Here is a 15,266-nt window from a genome sequence, read left to right as displayed (position 1 = left end):
GCCGGGGTCACCCGATTCGGCAGGAGCAGCGAAAGCGCTCCAACAGTTATGAGAAGGCGCATCCTCGGATGCGCCTTTCTTTTATCCGGACCTCAATACCCACGCTGCATGGCTGTTTGTTCAGTGCAGGCGTTTCGGGGGAAGCATGCTGCAGAACATCAGGGACAACTCCCAGGGCTGGATCGCCAAAACCATTATTGGCGTGATCGTCGTGCTGATGGCCCTTACCGGCTTCGATGCCATCATCCAGTCCACCAGCAACAGCCAGAATGCGGCTGACGTCAACGGTGAGAAGATTACGCAGAGCAGCCTCAACGCTGCCGTGGATATGCAGCGCCGTCAGCTGATTCAGCAGTTCGGCAAGGATTTCGACGCCTCTCTGCTGGACGACAAGCTGTTGCGCCAGGCCTCTCTCGATTCGCTGGTCGACCGCACGTTGCTGCTGCAGGGCGCCAAGGAAGCCGGCATGGGCTTCTCCGACGCCTCGCTGGACCAGCTGATCCTGCAGACCCCGGCCTTCCAGGTCGACGGCAAGTTCAATGCGGCACGTTTCGATCAGATCCTGCAGCAGCAGGGCATGGGCCGCATGGAGTTCCGCGAGCGCCTCAAGCAGGACGTTCTGGTCAGCCAGCTGCAGGCCAGCCTGGCTGCCAGCAACTTCGTCACTGATGCGGAGCTGGAAAACTTCGTGCGTCTGGACAAGCAGACTCGTGACTTCGCCAGCCAGACCATCCACATCGATACCAAGTCGATCGACATCAGCGATGACGAGCTGAAGGCCTACTACGACGAGCACAAGGACCAGTACATGAGTCCGGAGCAGGTGGTGGTCGAGTACGTCGAGCTGCGCAAGGAGAGCTTCTTTGCCCAGGCCGAGGCCAGCGACGAGGAGCTGCAGGCGCTGTATCAGAAGGAAATCGCCAACCTGGCCGAGCAGCGCCGCGCCGCGCATATCCTGCTGGAAGTGAACGACAAGCTCAGCGATGAGCAGGCCAAGGCCAAGCTCGCGGAAGTCGCCGAGCGTCTGAAGCAGGGCGAAGATTTCGCCAAGCTGGCCGAGGAAGTCTCGCAGGACCCGGGTTCGGCCAGTAACGGTGGTGATCTGGGCTTTGCCGGCCCGGGCGTGTATGACCCCGAGTTCGAGAAGTCGCTGTATGCGCTGAAGAAGGATGAAGTCTCCGCCCCCGTGCGCAGCTCCTTCGGCTGGCATCTGATCAAGCTGCTGGACGTGCAGGCGCCCGAGGTTCCCAGCTTCGACAGCCTCAAGGCCAAGCTGGAGCGTGAGGTCAAGGCGCAGCAGGTCGAACAGCGCTTCGTCGAGGCGGCCAAGGAGCTGGAAGAGGCCAGCTTCGAAGCTTCCGATCTGGCTCAGCCGGCCCAGGAGCTGGGGCTGCAGGTACAGACCAGCGGCGCCTTCGGTCGTGAGGGTGGCGAGGGTGTGGCTGCCAACCGCCAGGTCGTGCAGGCGGCGTTCAGTCCTGAAGTGCTGGAAGACGGCGCCAATAGCGGTGCCATCGAGCTGGATCCGGACACCACGCTGGTGCTGCGGGTAAAGGAGCACAAGAAGCCGACCCTGCTGCCGCTGGAGGAAGTGTCTGCCGGTATTCGTGACACCCTGTCGCGCAAGAAGGCCAGTGAAGCGGCCAAGGCCGAGGGCGAGGCCCTGCTGGCACAGCTGCGTGATGGCGGTGCCAGTGGCAAGGACTGGAAGGTCGTGGAAGCCGCTACCCGTAGCCAGGAGGGTGTCGAGCCCGAGGTGCTGCAGGCGCTGTTCCGCATGGCCAAGCCGGAAGATGGCAAATCCAGCTTCGCCGGCTTGACGCTGAACAACGGTGATTACGTGGTGCTGCGCCTGGACGGTGTCGGCCAGGCCAAGGCCGAGCTGAGCGCCGAGGAGAAGACCAGCTATCGCCGCTTCCTCGCTTCGCGTGCCGGTCAGCAGGACTTTGCCGCGTACCGCGAGCAGCTCAAAGAGAGCGCCGACATCGAGCGCTTCTGAGTGCCGAGTCTGCTCTGACGCCAAAGGCCGCTGAGTGATCAGCGGCCTTTTTGTTTGCATCCAATAAAAAGCCCGGCAATAAGCCGGGCTTGTTCAGACGCAGGAGGATCAGTCCTCGATGGCGCCCATGGCGGTGGTGTTGAAGCCGCCGTCGACGTAGAGGATCTCGCCGCTGATGCCCGAGGCCAGGTCGGAACAGAGGAAGGCGCCGGCGTTGCCGACTTCCTCGATGGTCACGTTGCGGCGCAGCGGGGTCTGCTTCTCGTTGGCGGCGAGCATCTTGCGGAAGCTCTTGATGCCGGAGGCGGCCAGGGTACGAATCGGGCCGGCGGAGATGGCGTTGACACGGGTGCCTTCCGGGCCGAGGCTGCCGGCCAGGTAGCGCACGCCGGCCTCCAGGCTGGCCTTGGCCATGCCCATCACGTTGTAGTTGGGCATGGTGCGCTCGGCGCCCAGGTAGGAGAGGGTGAGGATGCTGCCGTGGCGACCCTGCATCAGCGGGCGACCGGCCTTGGCCAGGGCGACCAGGCTGTAGGCGCTGATGTCGTGGGCGATCTTGAAGCCTTCGCGGGTGGTGACTTCGGTGAAGTCGCCGTCCAGCTGGTCGCCCGGGGCGAAACCGACGGAGTGGACGATGCAGTCCAGGCCGTCCCACTTCTGGCTCAGCGCTTCGAAGACCTTGGCGATCTCCTCGTCGTTGGCCACGTCGCAGGGGAAGCACAGCTCGGGGCTGGAGCCCCAGCCGGCTGCGAATTCCTCGACGCGACCCTTGAGCTTGTCGTTCTGGTAGGTGAAGGCGAGCTCGGCGCCCTCGCGGTGCATGGCGGCGGCGATGCCCGAGGCGATCGACAGTTTGCTGGCCACGCCAACGATCAGTACGCGCTTACCGGCGAGAAAACCCATGTGCGTCATTCCTCTTTCAGTTAGTCGGTGGTTGCCGGAGCCATGAATGCGGCTTCCAGCAACTGCCGGGTATAAGGGTGCTGCGGCGCGGCGAACACCTGCTCGGCCGGCCCCTGTTCAACCACCTTGCCCTGCTTGACCACCATCAGCTGGTGGCTCAGGGCCCTGACCACCGCCAGATCGTGGCTGATGAACAGGTACGTCAGGTTGTACTTGGCCTGCAACGAGCGCAGGAGTTCCACCACTTGGCGCTGTACCGTGCGGTCGAGCGCCGAAGTGGGCTCGTCGAGCAGGATCAGCGCCGGTTTCAGCACCAGTGCCCGGGCAATGGCAATCCGCTGCCGTTGCCCGCCGGAAAACTCATGGGGATAGCGGAACCGGGTTTCCGGGTCCAGCCCTACCTCCTTGAGCGCGTCGATGACGGCCTGTTCCTGCTCCTCCTCGCTGCCCATGCCGTGGATGCGCAGGCCTTCGCCGACGATCTGGCTCACGCACATGCGTGGGCTGAGACTGCCGAAGGGGTCCTGAAACACCACCTGCATCTGCCGCCGCAACGGCCTTACGGCTTCTTGCGACAACCCGTCCAGCGCCTGGCCCTGGAAGCGGATGGCGCCGCGGCTGGCCAGCAGCCGCAGGATCGCCATGCCGAGGGTGGACTTGCCGGAACCGCTTTCGCCGACGATGCCCAGGGTCTGGCCCTGGGGCAGGCTGAAATCGATACCGTCCACCGCCTTCACGTGATCGACCGTACGCCGCAGCACTCCCTTCTTGATCGGGAACCACACGCGCAGGTCGTCCACTTCCAGCAGCGGTGCGCCGGCGGGGTTGGCCGCCGGTGCGCCGCTGGGCTCGGCGCCGAGCAGTTCCTGGGTATAGGGATGCTGCGGAGCGCGGAACAATTCTTCACACGACGCCTGTTCGACGATGCGACCGCGCTGCATGACACATACGCGATGGGCGATTCGTCTAACCAGGTTGAGATCGTGGGTGATCAGCAGCATGGCCATGCCCAGGCGCGCCTGCAGTTCCTTGAGCAGGTCGAGGATCTTCAGCTGCACGGTGACGTCCAGCGCCGTGGTCGGCTCGTCGGCGATCAACAGTTCGGGTTCGTTGGCCAGGGCCATGGCGATCATCACGCGCTGGCGCTGGCCGCCGGACAGCTCATGCGGATACGACCTGAGGCGCTTGGCCGGGTCGGGAATGCCGACCAGCTCCAGCAACTCGATGATCCTCGCCGTGGCCGCCTCGCCGCTCAGGCCCTTGTGCCAGGCCAGCACCTCGCCGATCTGCTTGCCGATGCTGTGCAACGGGTTGAGCGAGGTCATCGGCTCCTGGAACACCATGGCGATGCGGTTGCCACGGATGCCACGCAGCTTGTCCTGCGACAGTTGCAGCAGGTTCTGGTCGCCATAGTGGATGCTGCCAGCCGGATGACGGGCGAGCGGGTAGGGCAGCAGGCGCAGGATGGAGTGGGCGGTGACCGACTTGCCCGAGCCGCTCTCGCCGACCAGGGCGACGGTCTCGCCGCGGTGGATGTCGAAGCTGACGCCCTCGATGACCCGCTGGGCCTGGCTACCCATGACGAACTCGACGGCCAGGTCGCGCACTTCGAGCAGGGGGTTGTGTTCGCTCATGTCATTTCCTCGGGTCGAAGGCATCGCGGGCGGCTTCGCCGATGAACACCAGCAGGCTGAGCATCAACGCCAGCACGGCGAAGGCGCTGATACCGAGCCAGGGGGCCTGCAGGTTGGCCTTGCCCTGGGCCACCAGCTCGCCCAGCGAGGGCTCGCCGGCCGGCAGGCCGAAGCCGAGGAAATCCAGCGAGGTCAGGGTGCCTATCGCCCCCGTCAGGATGAAGGGCATGAAGGTCATGGTCGAGACCATGGCGTTGGGCAGGATGTGGTGGAACATGATGCCGCCGTTGCCCATGCCCAGGGCACGGGCCGCGCGCACGTACTCCAGGTTGCGGCCGCGGAGGAACTCCGCGCGCACCACGTCGACCAGGCTCATCCAGGAGAACAGCAGCATGATGCCGAGCAGCCACCAGAAGTTCGGCTGGACGAAACTGGCCAGGATGATCAGCAGATAGAGCACCGGCAGGCCGGACCAGACTTCCAGGAAGCGCTGCCCGGCCAGGTCGACCCAGCCGCCGTAGTAACCCTGCAGGGCGCCGGCCAGCACGCCGATCAGCGAGCTGAACAGGGTCAGGGCCAGGGCGAACAGTACCGAGATGCGGAAGCCGTAGATCACCCGCGCCAGCACGTCACGGCCCTGGTCGTCAGTGCCCAGCCAGTTCTGCGCCGAGGGTGGTGCGGGAGCCGGTACCTGCAGCTCGTAGTTGATGCTGGAGTAGCTGAAGGGGATCGGCGGCCAGAGCATCCAGCCGTCCTTCGCCGCGATCAGTTCCTGGATATAGGGGCTCTTGTAGTTGGCCTGCAGCGGGAACTCGCCGCCGAAAGCGGTTTCCGGGTAGCGCTTGGCCACCGGGAAGTAGAATTCGCCGTCGTAGCGCACCACCAGCGGCTTGTCGTTGGCGATCAGTTCGGCGCCCAGGCTCAGCACGAACAGGGCGAGAAACAGCCACAGCGACCACCAGCCGCGGCGGTGGGCCTTGAACAGGGCGAAGCGGCGTTGATTGAGCGGGGAGAGCTTCATTGATCAGTTCTCCCGGCTGTCGAAGTCGATACGCGGATCGATCAGGGTATACATCAGGTCGCTCAGCAGCTTGGCCACCAGGCCGAACAGGGAAAAGATGAACAGGGTGCCGAACACCACCGGGTAGTCGCGGTTGACGATCGACTCGAAGCCCAGCAGGCCAAGGCCGTCGAGCGAGAAGATCACCTCGATCAGCATGGAACCGGCGAAGAAGATGCCAAGGAAGGCGGAAGGGAAACCCGCCACCACGATCAGCATGGCGTTACGGAACACGTGGCCGTAGAGCACGCGGTTGTCGGTCAGGCCCTTGGCTCGGGCGGTGACCACGTACTGCTTGCCGATCTCGTCGAGGAAGCTGTTCTTGGTCAGCAGGGTCAGGGTGGCGAAGTTGCCGATCACCAGCGCCGTGACCGGCAGGGCCAGGTGCCAGAAGTAGTCGAGGATCTTGCCGCCCAGGCTGAGTTCGTCGAAGTTGCTCGAGGTCAGCCCGCGCAAGGGGAACCAGTCCCAGTAGCTGCCGCCGGCGAACAGCACGATCAGCAGAATGGCGAAGAGGAAGGCCGGGATGGCGTAGCCGACGATGATCGCCGAGCTGGTCCAGACATCGAAGGCGCTGCCATGGCGGGTGGCCTTGGCGATCCCCAGGGGGATGGAGATCAGGTAGGTGATCAGCGTGCTCCACAGGCCCAGGGAGATGGACACCGGCATCTTCTCCAGGATCAGGTCGACCACGCTGGCGTCGCGGAAGAAGCTCTGGCCGAAATCGAGCTGGGCGTAGCTCTTGATCATCAGCCAGAAGCGTTCCGGTGCCGACTTGTCGAAGCCGTACATCTTCTCGATCTCGGCCACCAGTTCCGGGTCCAGGCCCTGGGCGCCGCGGTAATTGGAGCCGGCCACCGAGACTTCGCCGCCACCGCCGGAGACCCGCGCGGTGGCACCACCGGAGGCGGCATCGAAGCCTTCCAGTTTGGCGATCATCTGCTCCACCGGGCCGCCGGGCGCGGCCTGGACGATGATGAAGTTGATCAGCAGGATGCCCAGCAGGGTGGGGACGATCAGCAGCAGGCGGCGAACGATATAGGCCAGCATTACTGGGCTTCCTGCTTGGCTTCGGGGGCGGGCGCGTTCTTTGGCGGATTCAACGGCGTTTCTTCCCACCAGGTCATCAGGCCGTAGTCATACAGGGGCGTCACTGGCGGGCGACCGAAGCGCTTCCAGTAGGCCACGCGCCAGGTATCCACGTAGTAGTTGGGTACCACGTAGTGGCCCCAGAGCAGGGCGCGGTCGAGGGCGCGCGCGTGGGTGATCAGCTCTTCACGCGAGCCTGAGCGGATCAGGCCCTCCACCAGTTGGTCGATGGCCGGATCGCGCAGCCCCATCAGGTTGCGGCTGCCGGGGTTGTCGGCACTGCTGGAGTGCCAGAATTCGCGCTGTTCGTTGCCTGGCGAGCTGGATTGCGGCCAGATCGCCGAGGTCATGTCGAAATCGCGCGAACGCAGGCGATTGATGTACTGCGAGACGTCGACCCGGCGGATCTGCAGGTCGATGCCCAGCTCGGCCAGGTTGCGCTTGAACGGCAACACCACCCGCTCCAGGTTGGGCTGGAAGTTGAGGAACTCGAAGGCCAGCTGCTTGCCGTCCGGGCCGATCATCTTGTCGTTGTCGATGCGGTAGCCGGCCTCGGTCAGCAACTGGTAGGCGCGCCGGCTCTGTTCGCGAATGATGCCGCTGCCATCGCTGACCGGTGGCTTGAACTCCTGGCTGAAGACTTCCGGCGGCAGCTTGTCGCGCAAAGGCTCCAGCAGTTTCAGCTCGGCCTCCGAAGGCAGGCCGCTGGCGGCCATCTCGGAGTTCTCGAAGTAGCTGTGAGTGCGCTTATAGGCGCCGTAGAACAGCTGCTTGTTGGCCCATTCGAAGTCGAATAGCTGGGCGATGGCCTCGCGCACCCGACGGTCCTGGAAGATCGGGCGGCGCAGGTTGAACACGTAGCCCTGCATGCCGGCCGGGTTGTGGTTGGGAATGGCCAGCTGGACGAACTTGCCGGCGCGCAGGGCCGGGCTGTCATAACCGGTGTTCCAGTCCTTGGCCGAGTATTCCAGGTTGACGTCGAACTGGCCGGCCTTGAAGGCTTCCAGGGCCACCTGGCTGTCGCGGTAGAAGTCGACCTGGATGCGGTCGAAGTTGTACAGGCCGCGGCTCACAGGCAGATCCTTGGCCCACCAGTCCTTGACCCGTTCGAAGGTCACCGCGCTGCCCGGGGCAACCTTGCCGATCCGGTAGGGGCCGCTGCCCAGTGGTGGTTCCAGATCGCCCTTGCTGAAGTCGCGGGTGGCCCACCAGTGCTTGGGCAGTACCTGGATCTGCCCGAGGATCAGCGGCAGTTCGCGGTTGTCCTGGTGCTTGAAGTCGAAACGCACCCTGAGCTTGTCCTCGGCCACCACCTGCGCCACGTCGGCGTAGTAGTGGCGGTACATGGGATCGCCTTTTTCCAGCAGGATGTTGAAGGTGAAGATCACGTCCTCGGCGGTCACCGGCGTACCGTCGTGGAAGCGTGCCTTGGGATTGAGGATGAAACGCACGTAGCTGTTGTCCGGCGCCTTGTCGATCCGCTCGGCCAGCAGGCCGTACTCGGTGAACGGCTCGTCCGGCGAGTGATAGGTCAGGCTGTCGTAGATCAGCCCCACGCCCACCGCGTTGCCCTTGGGGATGAAGGGGTTGAAGCTGTCGAAGCCGCCGACGCTCTGCTGGCGCAGGGTGCCGCCCTTGGGCGCGTCCGGGTTGACGTAGTCGAAGTGCTGGAAGTTCGCCGGGTACTTGGGCGGCTCGTCGTACAGGGTGATGGCGTGCCGCGGTTCGGCCTGGGCCGCGCCAGCCAGTAGCAGCAGGGCGGCGCCCAGGGTGCGCAGGTTCGGGGTCATCGAGCGGTCTCCGTGGGCTTCAGCCACCAGGCCCGCAAGCCCAGGGTGTAGGGCGGGGTGGTGACGAAGGCGAAACGGTTGCGGTAGGCCAGGCGGTGATGGCTGACGTACCAGTTGGGAATGCTGTAGTGCTGCCACAGCAGCACCCGATCCAGCGCGCGGGCGGCGGCGACCTGCTGTTCGCGGGTCTGCGCGGCGAGCAGCTTTTCCAGCAGGCTGTCGACCACCGGGTGGCGCACGCCCGCGTAGTTTTTGCTGCCTTTCACCCCGGCCTGGCTGGAGTGGAAGTACAGCTGCTGTTCCAGGCCCGGGCTGAGGCTCTGCGGCAGGGTCATGAGGATCATGTCGTAATCGAAATGGTCGAGGCGCTGCTTGTACTGGGCACGGTCCACGGTGCGCAGCGTGGCCTGGATGCCGATGCTGGACAGGTTTTCGGTATAGGGCTGGAGGATGCGTTCCAGATTCGGGTTGACCAGCAGGATCTCGAAACGCAAGCGCTCGCCGCGGGCATTGACCAGATGCTGACCGGAAGGTTTCCAGCCGGCCTCGGCGAGCAGGCCCAGGGCCTTGCGCAGCGTCTCGCGCGGGATGCCGCGGCCATCGGTGGCGGGCAGGGCGAAGGGCTCGGTGAACAGCTTGGCGCGCAGCTGCTTGCGGTAGGGCGACAGCAGCAGCCATTCCTGGCCTTCCGGCTTGCCGCTGGCGGCGAATTCGCTGTTGGGGTAGTAGCTGCTGCTGCGCGTGTAGGCGCTGTTGAACAGGGTGCGGTTGGTCCACTCGAAGTCGAACATCAGCCCCAGCGCCTCGCGCACCTTGCGCTCGGCGAAGGTGTCGCGGCGCGTGTTCATGAACAGCGCCTGGGTCTGGGTGGGGATCTGGTGCGGGATCTCGGCGCGGATCACTTCGCCGCGGGCGATGGCCGGGAAGCGGTAGCCGTTGGCCCAGTTCTTCGCCTGGTGTTCGATGTAGAAGTCGAACTCGCCGGCCTTGAAGGCTTCGAAGGCGACGTTGCTGTCGCGATAGAACTCCACTTCGACCCGGTCGAAGTTGTACTTGCCGCGATTGACCGGCAGTTTCTCGCCCCACCAGTCCTTGACCCGCTCGAACACCAGGCGCCGGCCCGGCTCCACCTGGCTGATGCGGTAGGGACCGCTGCCCAGCGGCACCTCGAAGCTGGTGGCGCGAAAGTCGCGATTCTTCCAGTAGTGCTGGGCCAGCACCGGCAACTCGCCCAGGCGCAGGATCAGCAGCGGATTGCCGGCGCGTTTGAAGACGAAGCGGATGCGATGGCGGTTGAGGATGTCGACCCTTTTGACTTCCTGCAGGTTGGTGCGGTACTGCGGGTGGCCGTCGCGGACCAGGGTGCGGTAGGAGAAGGCCACGTCATAGGCGGTAATCGGCTTGCCGTCGTGGAAGCGCGCCTCTTCGCGCAGGTTGAACACCACCCAGCTGCGGTCCTCGTTGTACTCCACGCTTTTGGCGATCAGGCCGTAGCTCGACGCCGGCTCGTCCCCGGAAGGATCGTAGGCGCCGGTACCCACCATCAGCGGCTCGTTGAATTCGCTGACCCCGTACTGCAGGAAGTTGGGTGCGGCCGACGGGCTGCTGCCCTTGAAGCTGTAGGGGTTGAGGGTGTCGAACGTACCGTAGGCCATCACCCGCAGGGTGCCGCCCTTGGGCGCGCCGGGGTTGACCCAGTCGAAGTGGGTGAAGTTGGCCGGGTATTTGAGCAGGCCGAACTGGGCGTAGCCGTGGCTTTCGCTAAGCGTCGCGAAGGCGGGAGAGCTCATGACCAGGCCGAGGATCAGCGATAGCAGGAGGCGCATCGGGTGCGGGGTCCGGTCCATGGTGCTCGGGCGTCAGCGCTGCAAGGCAGCGGTCGTGCGCCCGGTGTCTGTTCGTTTGCCGGTACAGTAACAGCTTGTATCCGCAGGAAAAAGAGTGCCTTTTTGCAGGCAGGTGTCATCAATTTGATTACACTGAAACAAATTGAAATGAGGTCCCTGCCTTGGCGGAACGCAGTATCGGTTTGCAGTCATGGATTGATCGATTGAATCAGGCTGAATTGCCTGCATTAGCGTCCGTGGTGCAGGACCTGCATCGCCTGTCCCAGGCCGAAAAGGCCTCGGTGCAGCAGCTGGCGGACCTGTTGCTGCGCGACGCGTCGCTCACCGCCAAGGTGCTGCGGGTCGGCAACAGCGTCTACTACAACCCTTCCCAGGAAAGCATCCGCACCATCTCGCGGGCCATCGTGCTGATCGGCTTCGACAATGTGCGGCTGATCGGCATGTCGGTCAGCCTGATCGACAGCCTGCTCACACGGGTGCCGCGCGAGCAGCTGCAGATGTTGCTGGCGCGTTCCTTCCATGCCGCCGTGCAGGCCCGCAACATCGCCGGCTACGTGCTGACCAAGCACCAGGAGGAAGTGTTCATCGCCGCCCTGCTGCACAAGGTCGGCGAACTGGCCTTCTGGGCCTGTGGCGGCGAGCAGGCCGATGAGCTGGCCGACGCCCTGGCGCAGCCCAATGTCGATGTGGACGAGGCGGTGCGCGAGGTACTGGGAACCAGTTTCCGCCAACTGACCCAGGGCCTGGTGAAGAGCTGGAACCTTGGCGAGCTGGCCAGTTTCGCCCATGGCAGCGGCAACCAGCATGACCCGGCCGTGCGTGCGGTGACGCTGGGCGTGAAGATCAGCGAGGCGGCCCTCGAGGGCTGGGACTCGCCGGAGATGGACAAGCTGGTGCAGCAGCTGGCCGACTTCACCGGCGTCAGCGCCGAAGACGCCCTCAAGCAGGTGCTGGAAAGCGCCGAGGAAACGGTCGAGGTGGCCGCCACCTTCGGTGCCAGCCAGCTGTGCCGGCTGATCCCCAATACCGACCCGGAGCAGATCAAGCTGCAACAGCAGGAGCGCAAGGCGCGCCTGCTGCAGCCGGACCTGCTGGTGCTGCAACAGGCACTGCAGGACCTGGGCATGATGGTCAACCAGCGCGGCGATGTCGGTCTGGTCCTCGATACGCTGCTCCGGGGCCTGCACCAGGGCGCCGGCCTGGAGCGGGTGATGCTCGCGGTGCTGGCCGATGGGCAGACCTGTTTCCGCGCCAAGCGGGCAGTGGGCGAGGGGACCGAAAGATGGCTGGCGGAATTCCAGTTGCCGGCCAAGCAGGCCGAGCAGCCGCACATCTTCAGTTATGCGCTGCGCAATCGCGAGGCGATCTGGATGGGGGTGCCGGCCAGCTACAACTTGGCCGAGCTGGTGACCCTGCCGATGCGCCAGTTGCTCGGCCAGGGCATGTTCTTCATCGCCCCGCTGCTGGCGGGAACCCGCGAAATCGGCGTGCTCTATGCCGATAGCCGATTATCCGGGCGGGCGCTCAAGCATGAGCAGTTCGTCGCCTTCCAGCGTTTCACCCAGCTGACCGGGCGCTGCCTGGAGGCGCTGGGCAAGCGCTGACGAAAAGGCCGCCCTGAGGCGGCCTTTTTCATGGAGCAAGACGTCTGTCAGTCGAGATACAGGGTCAGGGTCTGCCCCGGCTTCAGCGCGCGGCTGTCGCTGCGCGGGTTCCAGCGCTGCAGGTGCTTGACGTCGACCTTGAAGCGCTGGGCGATCAGGTACATGGAGTCGCCGCTCTTGACCCGATAGTAGGTGACGTTCTGCCGTGTGTCGCTCTTTTTGCTGGTCGCCACCGCGTTGCCGGTGCCGCCACTGCCGCCACGAATTTCCAGCACCTGGCCCAGGCTCAGCTTGCTGCGGGCATTCAGGCCGTTCCAGCGCTGCAGGTCCTTGAGCGATACGCCGTGAGCGTTGGCGATCTGCCACAGGTTGTCACCGCTCTTGACCTTGTAACGCTGCGGATGGCTGGCCGGCGCCTTGGCCACCTGATGCAGGCCCTGCGCCGGCTCGCGGCCACCCTGTGCCGGGATGTTCAGCACCTGGCCGACGCGCAGGTGGTTGCTGCGCAGCTTGTTGACGTCCTTCAGAGTGTTGACCGTCAGGTGGTAGCGGTTGGCGATGCTGTGCAGGTTGTCGCCAGAGCGCACCCGATACTCCTGCCAGCGTACCAGCTCCTGCGGTTTCATCATCGCCAGGTTGGCGTTGAACTGCTCGGCCTTCTCGATGGGCACCAGCAGGTGTTGCGGGCCATCGATGGTGATGCCTTTCTTGAAGGCCGGGTTGAGGCTCTCCAGCTCGTCCTCTTCCATGTCGACCATGGCGGCCACGCGCGCCAGATCGAGGCCCGGCTTGCTGGCCACCTGCTCGAAGTAGGGCTCGTTGGCGATCGGGTTGAGGCGCACGCCGTAGGCCTCGGGCGACAGCACGATCTGCGACAGGGCCAGCAGCTTGGGCACGTAGTTTTGGGTTTCCTGCGGCAGCGGCAGGTTCCAGTAGTCGGTCGGCAGGCCGAGCTTCTGGTTGCGCTCGATGGCGCGGCTGACCGTGCCTTCGCCGGCGTTGTAGGCGGCCAGGGCGAGCAGCCAGTCGCCGTTGAACATGTCGTGCAGGCGGCTCAGGTAGTTCAGCGCGGCGTTGGTGGAGGCGGTGATGTCGCGGCGACCGTCGTACCAGCTGGTCTGACGCAGGTTGAAGTGGCGACCGGTGGAGGGGATGAACTGCCAGATACCGACCGCATGGCTACGTGAATAGGCATAGGGGTTGTAGGCGCTCTCGATCACCGGCAACAGGGCCAGTTCCATCGGCATGTCACGCTCTTCCAGACGCTCGACCACGTAGTGGATGTACAGGCTGCCGCGCTCGCTGGCGTTTTCCAGGAAGGACGGATTGCTGACGAACCACAGGCGCTGGTTCTCGATGCGCGGGTTGACGCCGATCTCGTCCTGCAGCTTGAAGCCGTCGCGCATGCGTTCCCAGATGTCCTTGGGTGGCTCTGGCTCGGTGTTCTCGTTGAGCCACTCGGGCTCCTGCTGCAGGCTCACGGCGCGGTCGGTATCGCGACCGTCGTCATCGCCCGGCCCCATGCTCTGGCAGCCGGCCAGTCCGATGCAGCACAGCAGGGCCAGAGCCTTGCCGCCGCGCGCCAGAGACGCCGTATCGAGAGTTCCGAAAGGTAATAAAAACATCGGTCGCTAGTGTCTGCCGGCGCTAAAAAGTGGGGGGATTCTAGGAATGCCCCCTGGGGTGGTCAAGTTTTCACCAATGCGACCGGTCGGTTTTTAACCAGCGCGGAACTGGTCTTTCCACCGCCTGAGGCCGGCGAACACCTGCCCGGCGGTGTGTGTGGCAGTGCCGCTCCATTCGTCGACCATTTGTTTAACGGATGTTTCGTGGCAGCGCAGGAAGGGGTTGCTGGCCTTCTCCAGACCGATGGTCGAGGGCAGGCTGATATGCCCGGCGGCACGCCAGGCGCTGACTTCCGCGAAGCGTGCGGCGACCGCCGGATTGTGTGGCTCCACGGCGCGGGCGAAGTGCAGATTGCTCAGGGTGTATTCGTGGGTGCAGTAAACGGCCGTGGCATCCGGCAGCGCCGCCAGGCGCAGCAACGAGTGGTGCATCTGCTCCGGCGTGCCCTCGAACAGGCGCCCACAACCGGCGGCGAACAGGGTGTCGCCACAGAACAGCCAGCCCTCCTCGGCCTGGTAGTAGGCGATATGGCCGAGGGTGTGGCCGGGCAGCGCATATATAAGGAAGCGGCGCCCCAACACCTCGATGTCCGCGCCGTCGTCCAGGGCCAGGGCGCGGGCCGGGATGTTCTCCCGCGCGGGGCCGCAGACGCGGGCGCCGGTCGCCGCTTTCAGCGTGGCCACGCCGCCGACGTGGTCCGGGTGGTGGTGGGTGATGAGGATGTCGCTGAGCTGCCAGTCGCCGTGCGCCTGCAGCCAGGCTAGTACCGGCGCGGCATCGCCCGGATCGACCACGGCGCAGCGGCGCGTGGAGTGGTCCTGCAGCAGCCAGATGTAGTTGTCGCTGAAGGCGGGAAGGGCGTCGATCTGAAACATTTTGCGGGTCGCCAATAGGAGATTAATGACGCATCTTAAGCGCTAACGCGTCCCGTGTTGATGGAGGTGGCAATGAGCGAACAACCTTTCGCCCAGGCCGATGCCGAGTGGCTGGAGCTGACCTGTGCTGCCCGCGAGTGGCTGGCTTCGCCGCTCGGCGAGCTGCTGCTGACGGCCGAGCGTCAGGCACTGGATGAGGAGCTGGCACGCTACTTCGGTGGCTATCTGGTGCACTACGGGCCGGTCCAGGCCGAACCACCGAAGGCGCCGCAGATCCGCTGCAACGTGCGCCTGGGGGCGCCGCTGGCCGGTGTGCACATCGCCTGCGAGGAGCAGGCCTGGCCGCTGGGCGAGCATGCTGCCGATGTGGTGGTGCTGCAGCACGGCCTGGATTTCTGCCTGTCGCCCCACGGCCTGCTGCGCGAGGCGGCGCGCAGCGTACGCCCGGGCGGCTATCTACTGATCAGCGGAGTCAACCCCTGGAGCACCTGGGGCCTGCGCCATTACTTCGCCCGTGACGGCCTCCGCCAGGCGCGCTGCATCTCGCCCAACCGCCTGGCGGACTGGCTCAGCCTGCTTGGCTTCGCGCTGGAGAAACGCCGCTTCGGGTGCTATCGTCCGCCGCTTTCTGCGCCGGCCTGGCAGGCGCGGCTGGCCGGGCTGGAGCGCTGGGGCGCGAGCCTGCATGCACCCGGAGCGGGGTTCTACCTGCTGGTGGCGCGCAAGCTGGTGGTCGGGCTGCGTCCGCTGCGACCGGTGCCACGCGCCAGCATGGGCAAGCTGTTGCCGTTGCCGGTGGCCAAGGTCAGCCGGCGCGATTCCGAGAACTAGAGCATTCG

The 15,266-nt window shown here is 65.0% G+C and carries 11 protein-coding genes; 3 read left to right on the top strand and 8 right to left on the bottom strand.

What is annotated here, in order from left to right; all coding sequences use genetic code 11:
- Window positions 1-145: 145 nt before the first annotated feature.
- Window positions 146-1,999 carry a SurA N-terminal domain-containing protein gene (locus PA6_RS03955; protein ID WP_021699590.1) on the top strand — a complete coding sequence of 618 codons (1,854 nt, stop codon included), beginning with the start codon at window positions 146-148 and terminating at the stop codon, window positions 1,997-1,999.
- A 108-nt stretch (window positions 2,000-2,107) separates the two neighbouring features.
- On the opposite strand, the gene fabI is transcribed toward PA6_RS03955, so the two are convergent.
- Genes fabI through PA6_RS03925 form a run of 6 tightly spaced genes read right to left on the bottom strand, consistent with a single transcriptional unit; the run spans window position 2,108 to window position 10,301 of the window.
- Complete coding sequence (gene fabI, locus PA6_RS03950; protein ID WP_021699589.1) at window positions 2,108-2,902, bottom strand: enoyl-ACP reductase FabI; 795 nt, start codon at window positions 2,900-2,902, stop codon at window positions 2,108-2,110.
- Window positions 2,903-2,922: 20 nt separating this feature from the next.
- Window positions 2,923-4,536 (bottom strand): ABC transporter ATP-binding protein, encoded by a 1,614-nt coding sequence (locus PA6_RS03945; protein ID WP_021699588.1) that lies wholly within the window; start codon window positions 4,534-4,536, stop codon window positions 2,923-2,925.
- 1 nt (window position 4,537) lies between these two features.
- Window positions 4,538-5,557, bottom strand: a complete 1,020-nt coding sequence (locus PA6_RS03940; RefSeq protein WP_021699587.1) for an ABC transporter permease — start codon at window positions 5,555-5,557, stop codon at window positions 4,538-4,540.
- Window positions 5,558-5,560: 3 nt separating this feature from the next.
- Entirely contained in the window at window positions 5,561-6,646 is a 1,086-nt protein-coding gene (locus tag PA6_RS03935; protein ID WP_021699586.1) for a microcin C ABC transporter permease YejB, read from the bottom strand.
- A complete protein-coding gene (locus tag PA6_RS03930; RefSeq protein ID WP_021699585.1) occupies window positions 6,646-8,475 on the bottom strand; it encodes an extracellular solute-binding protein in 1,830 nt (609 codons plus the stop codon). Before PA6_RS03930 ends, PA6_RS03935 begins: the two co-directional genes overlap by 1 nt.
- Window positions 8,472-10,301 (bottom strand): extracellular solute-binding protein, encoded by a 1,830-nt coding sequence (locus tag PA6_RS03925; RefSeq protein ID WP_043216243.1) that lies wholly within the window; start codon window positions 10,299-10,301, stop codon window positions 8,472-8,474. Before PA6_RS03925 ends, PA6_RS03930 begins: the two co-directional genes overlap by 4 nt.
- Window positions 10,302-10,504: 203 nt before the next feature.
- Between PA6_RS03925 and PA6_RS03920 the strand changes: the two genes are divergently transcribed.
- The gene (locus PA6_RS03920) at window positions 10,505-11,926 is read left to right on the top strand and encodes an HDOD domain-containing protein (RefSeq protein ID WP_043216269.1); all 1,422 of its coding nucleotides are present in this window, start codon (window positions 10,505-10,507) and stop codon (window positions 11,924-11,926) included.
- Window positions 11,927-11,973: 47 nt separating this feature from the next.
- On the opposite strand, the gene PA6_RS03915 is transcribed toward PA6_RS03920, so the two are convergent.
- Together PA6_RS03915 and gloB are read right to left on the bottom strand one after the other, a co-directional pair.
- Window positions 11,974-13,551 (bottom strand): lytic transglycosylase domain-containing protein, encoded by a 1,578-nt coding sequence (locus PA6_RS03915; protein ID WP_021699582.1) that lies wholly within the window; start codon window positions 13,549-13,551, stop codon window positions 11,974-11,976.
- A 93-nt stretch (window positions 13,552-13,644) separates the two neighbouring features.
- Window positions 13,645-14,427, bottom strand: a complete 783-nt coding sequence (gene gloB, locus PA6_RS03910) for a hydroxyacylglutathione hydrolase (protein WP_021699581.1) — start codon at window positions 14,425-14,427, stop codon at window positions 13,645-13,647.
- A gap of 72 nt (window positions 14,428-14,499) precedes the next feature.
- Here gloB and PA6_RS03905 point away from each other — a divergent pair, with 72 nt between their 5' ends.
- Window positions 14,500-15,258: a class I SAM-dependent methyltransferase gene (locus PA6_RS03905; RefSeq protein WP_021699580.1), complete on the top strand. Its 759-nt coding sequence runs from the start codon at window positions 14,500-14,502 to the stop codon at window positions 15,256-15,258.
- The last annotated feature ends 8 nt before the right edge of the window (window positions 15,259-15,266 follow it).

This window comes from Aquipseudomonas alcaligenes NBRC 14159 (assembly GCF_000467105.1).
GTDB classification, from domain to species: Bacteria; Pseudomonadota; Gammaproteobacteria; order Pseudomonadales; family Pseudomonadaceae; genus Aquipseudomonas; species Aquipseudomonas alcaligenes.
Note: the sequence above shows the minus strand (reverse complement) of the source record. Positions and strands in the feature narration are given on the sequence as shown.

What these genes read in the sequence shown, in the direction of transcription:
- fabI (WP_021699589.1), bottom strand. Translation starts at nt 2,902, where the DNA reads ATGGGTTTTCTCGCCGGTAAGCGCGTACTGATCGTTGGCGTGGCCAGC.
- PA6_RS03945 (WP_021699588.1), bottom strand. Translation starts at nt 4,536, where the DNA reads ATGAGCGAACACAACCCCCTGCTCGAAGTGCGCGACCTGGCCGTCGAG.
- PA6_RS03925 (WP_043216243.1), bottom strand. Translation starts at nt 10,301, where the DNA reads ATGCGCCTCCTGCTATCGCTGATCCTCGGCCTGGTCATGAGCTCTCCC.
- PA6_RS03940 (WP_021699587.1), bottom strand. Translation starts at nt 5,557, where the DNA reads ATGAAGCTCTCCCCGCTCAATCAACGCCGCTTCGCCCTGTTCAAGGCC.
- PA6_RS03955 (WP_021699590.1), top strand. Translation starts at nt 146, where the DNA reads ATGCTGCAGAACATCAGGGACAACTCCCAGGGCTGGATCGCCAAAACC.
- PA6_RS03930 (WP_021699585.1), bottom strand. Translation starts at nt 8,475, where the DNA reads ATGACCCCGAACCTGCGCACCCTGGGCGCCGCCCTGCTGCTACTGGCT.
- gloB (WP_021699581.1), bottom strand. Translation starts at nt 14,427, where the DNA reads ATGTTTCAGATCGACGCCCTTCCCGCCTTCAGCGACAACTACATCTGG.
- PA6_RS03905 (WP_021699580.1), top strand. Translation starts at nt 14,500, where the DNA reads ATGAGCGAACAACCTTTCGCCCAGGCCGATGCCGAGTGGCTGGAGCTG.
- PA6_RS03915 (WP_021699582.1), bottom strand. Translation starts at nt 13,551, where the DNA reads ATGTTTTTATTACCTTTCGGAACTCTCGATACGGCGTCTCTGGCGCGC.
- PA6_RS03935 (WP_021699586.1), bottom strand. Translation starts at nt 6,646, where the DNA reads ATGCTGGCCTATATCGTTCGCCGCCTGCTGCTGATCGTCCCCACCCTG.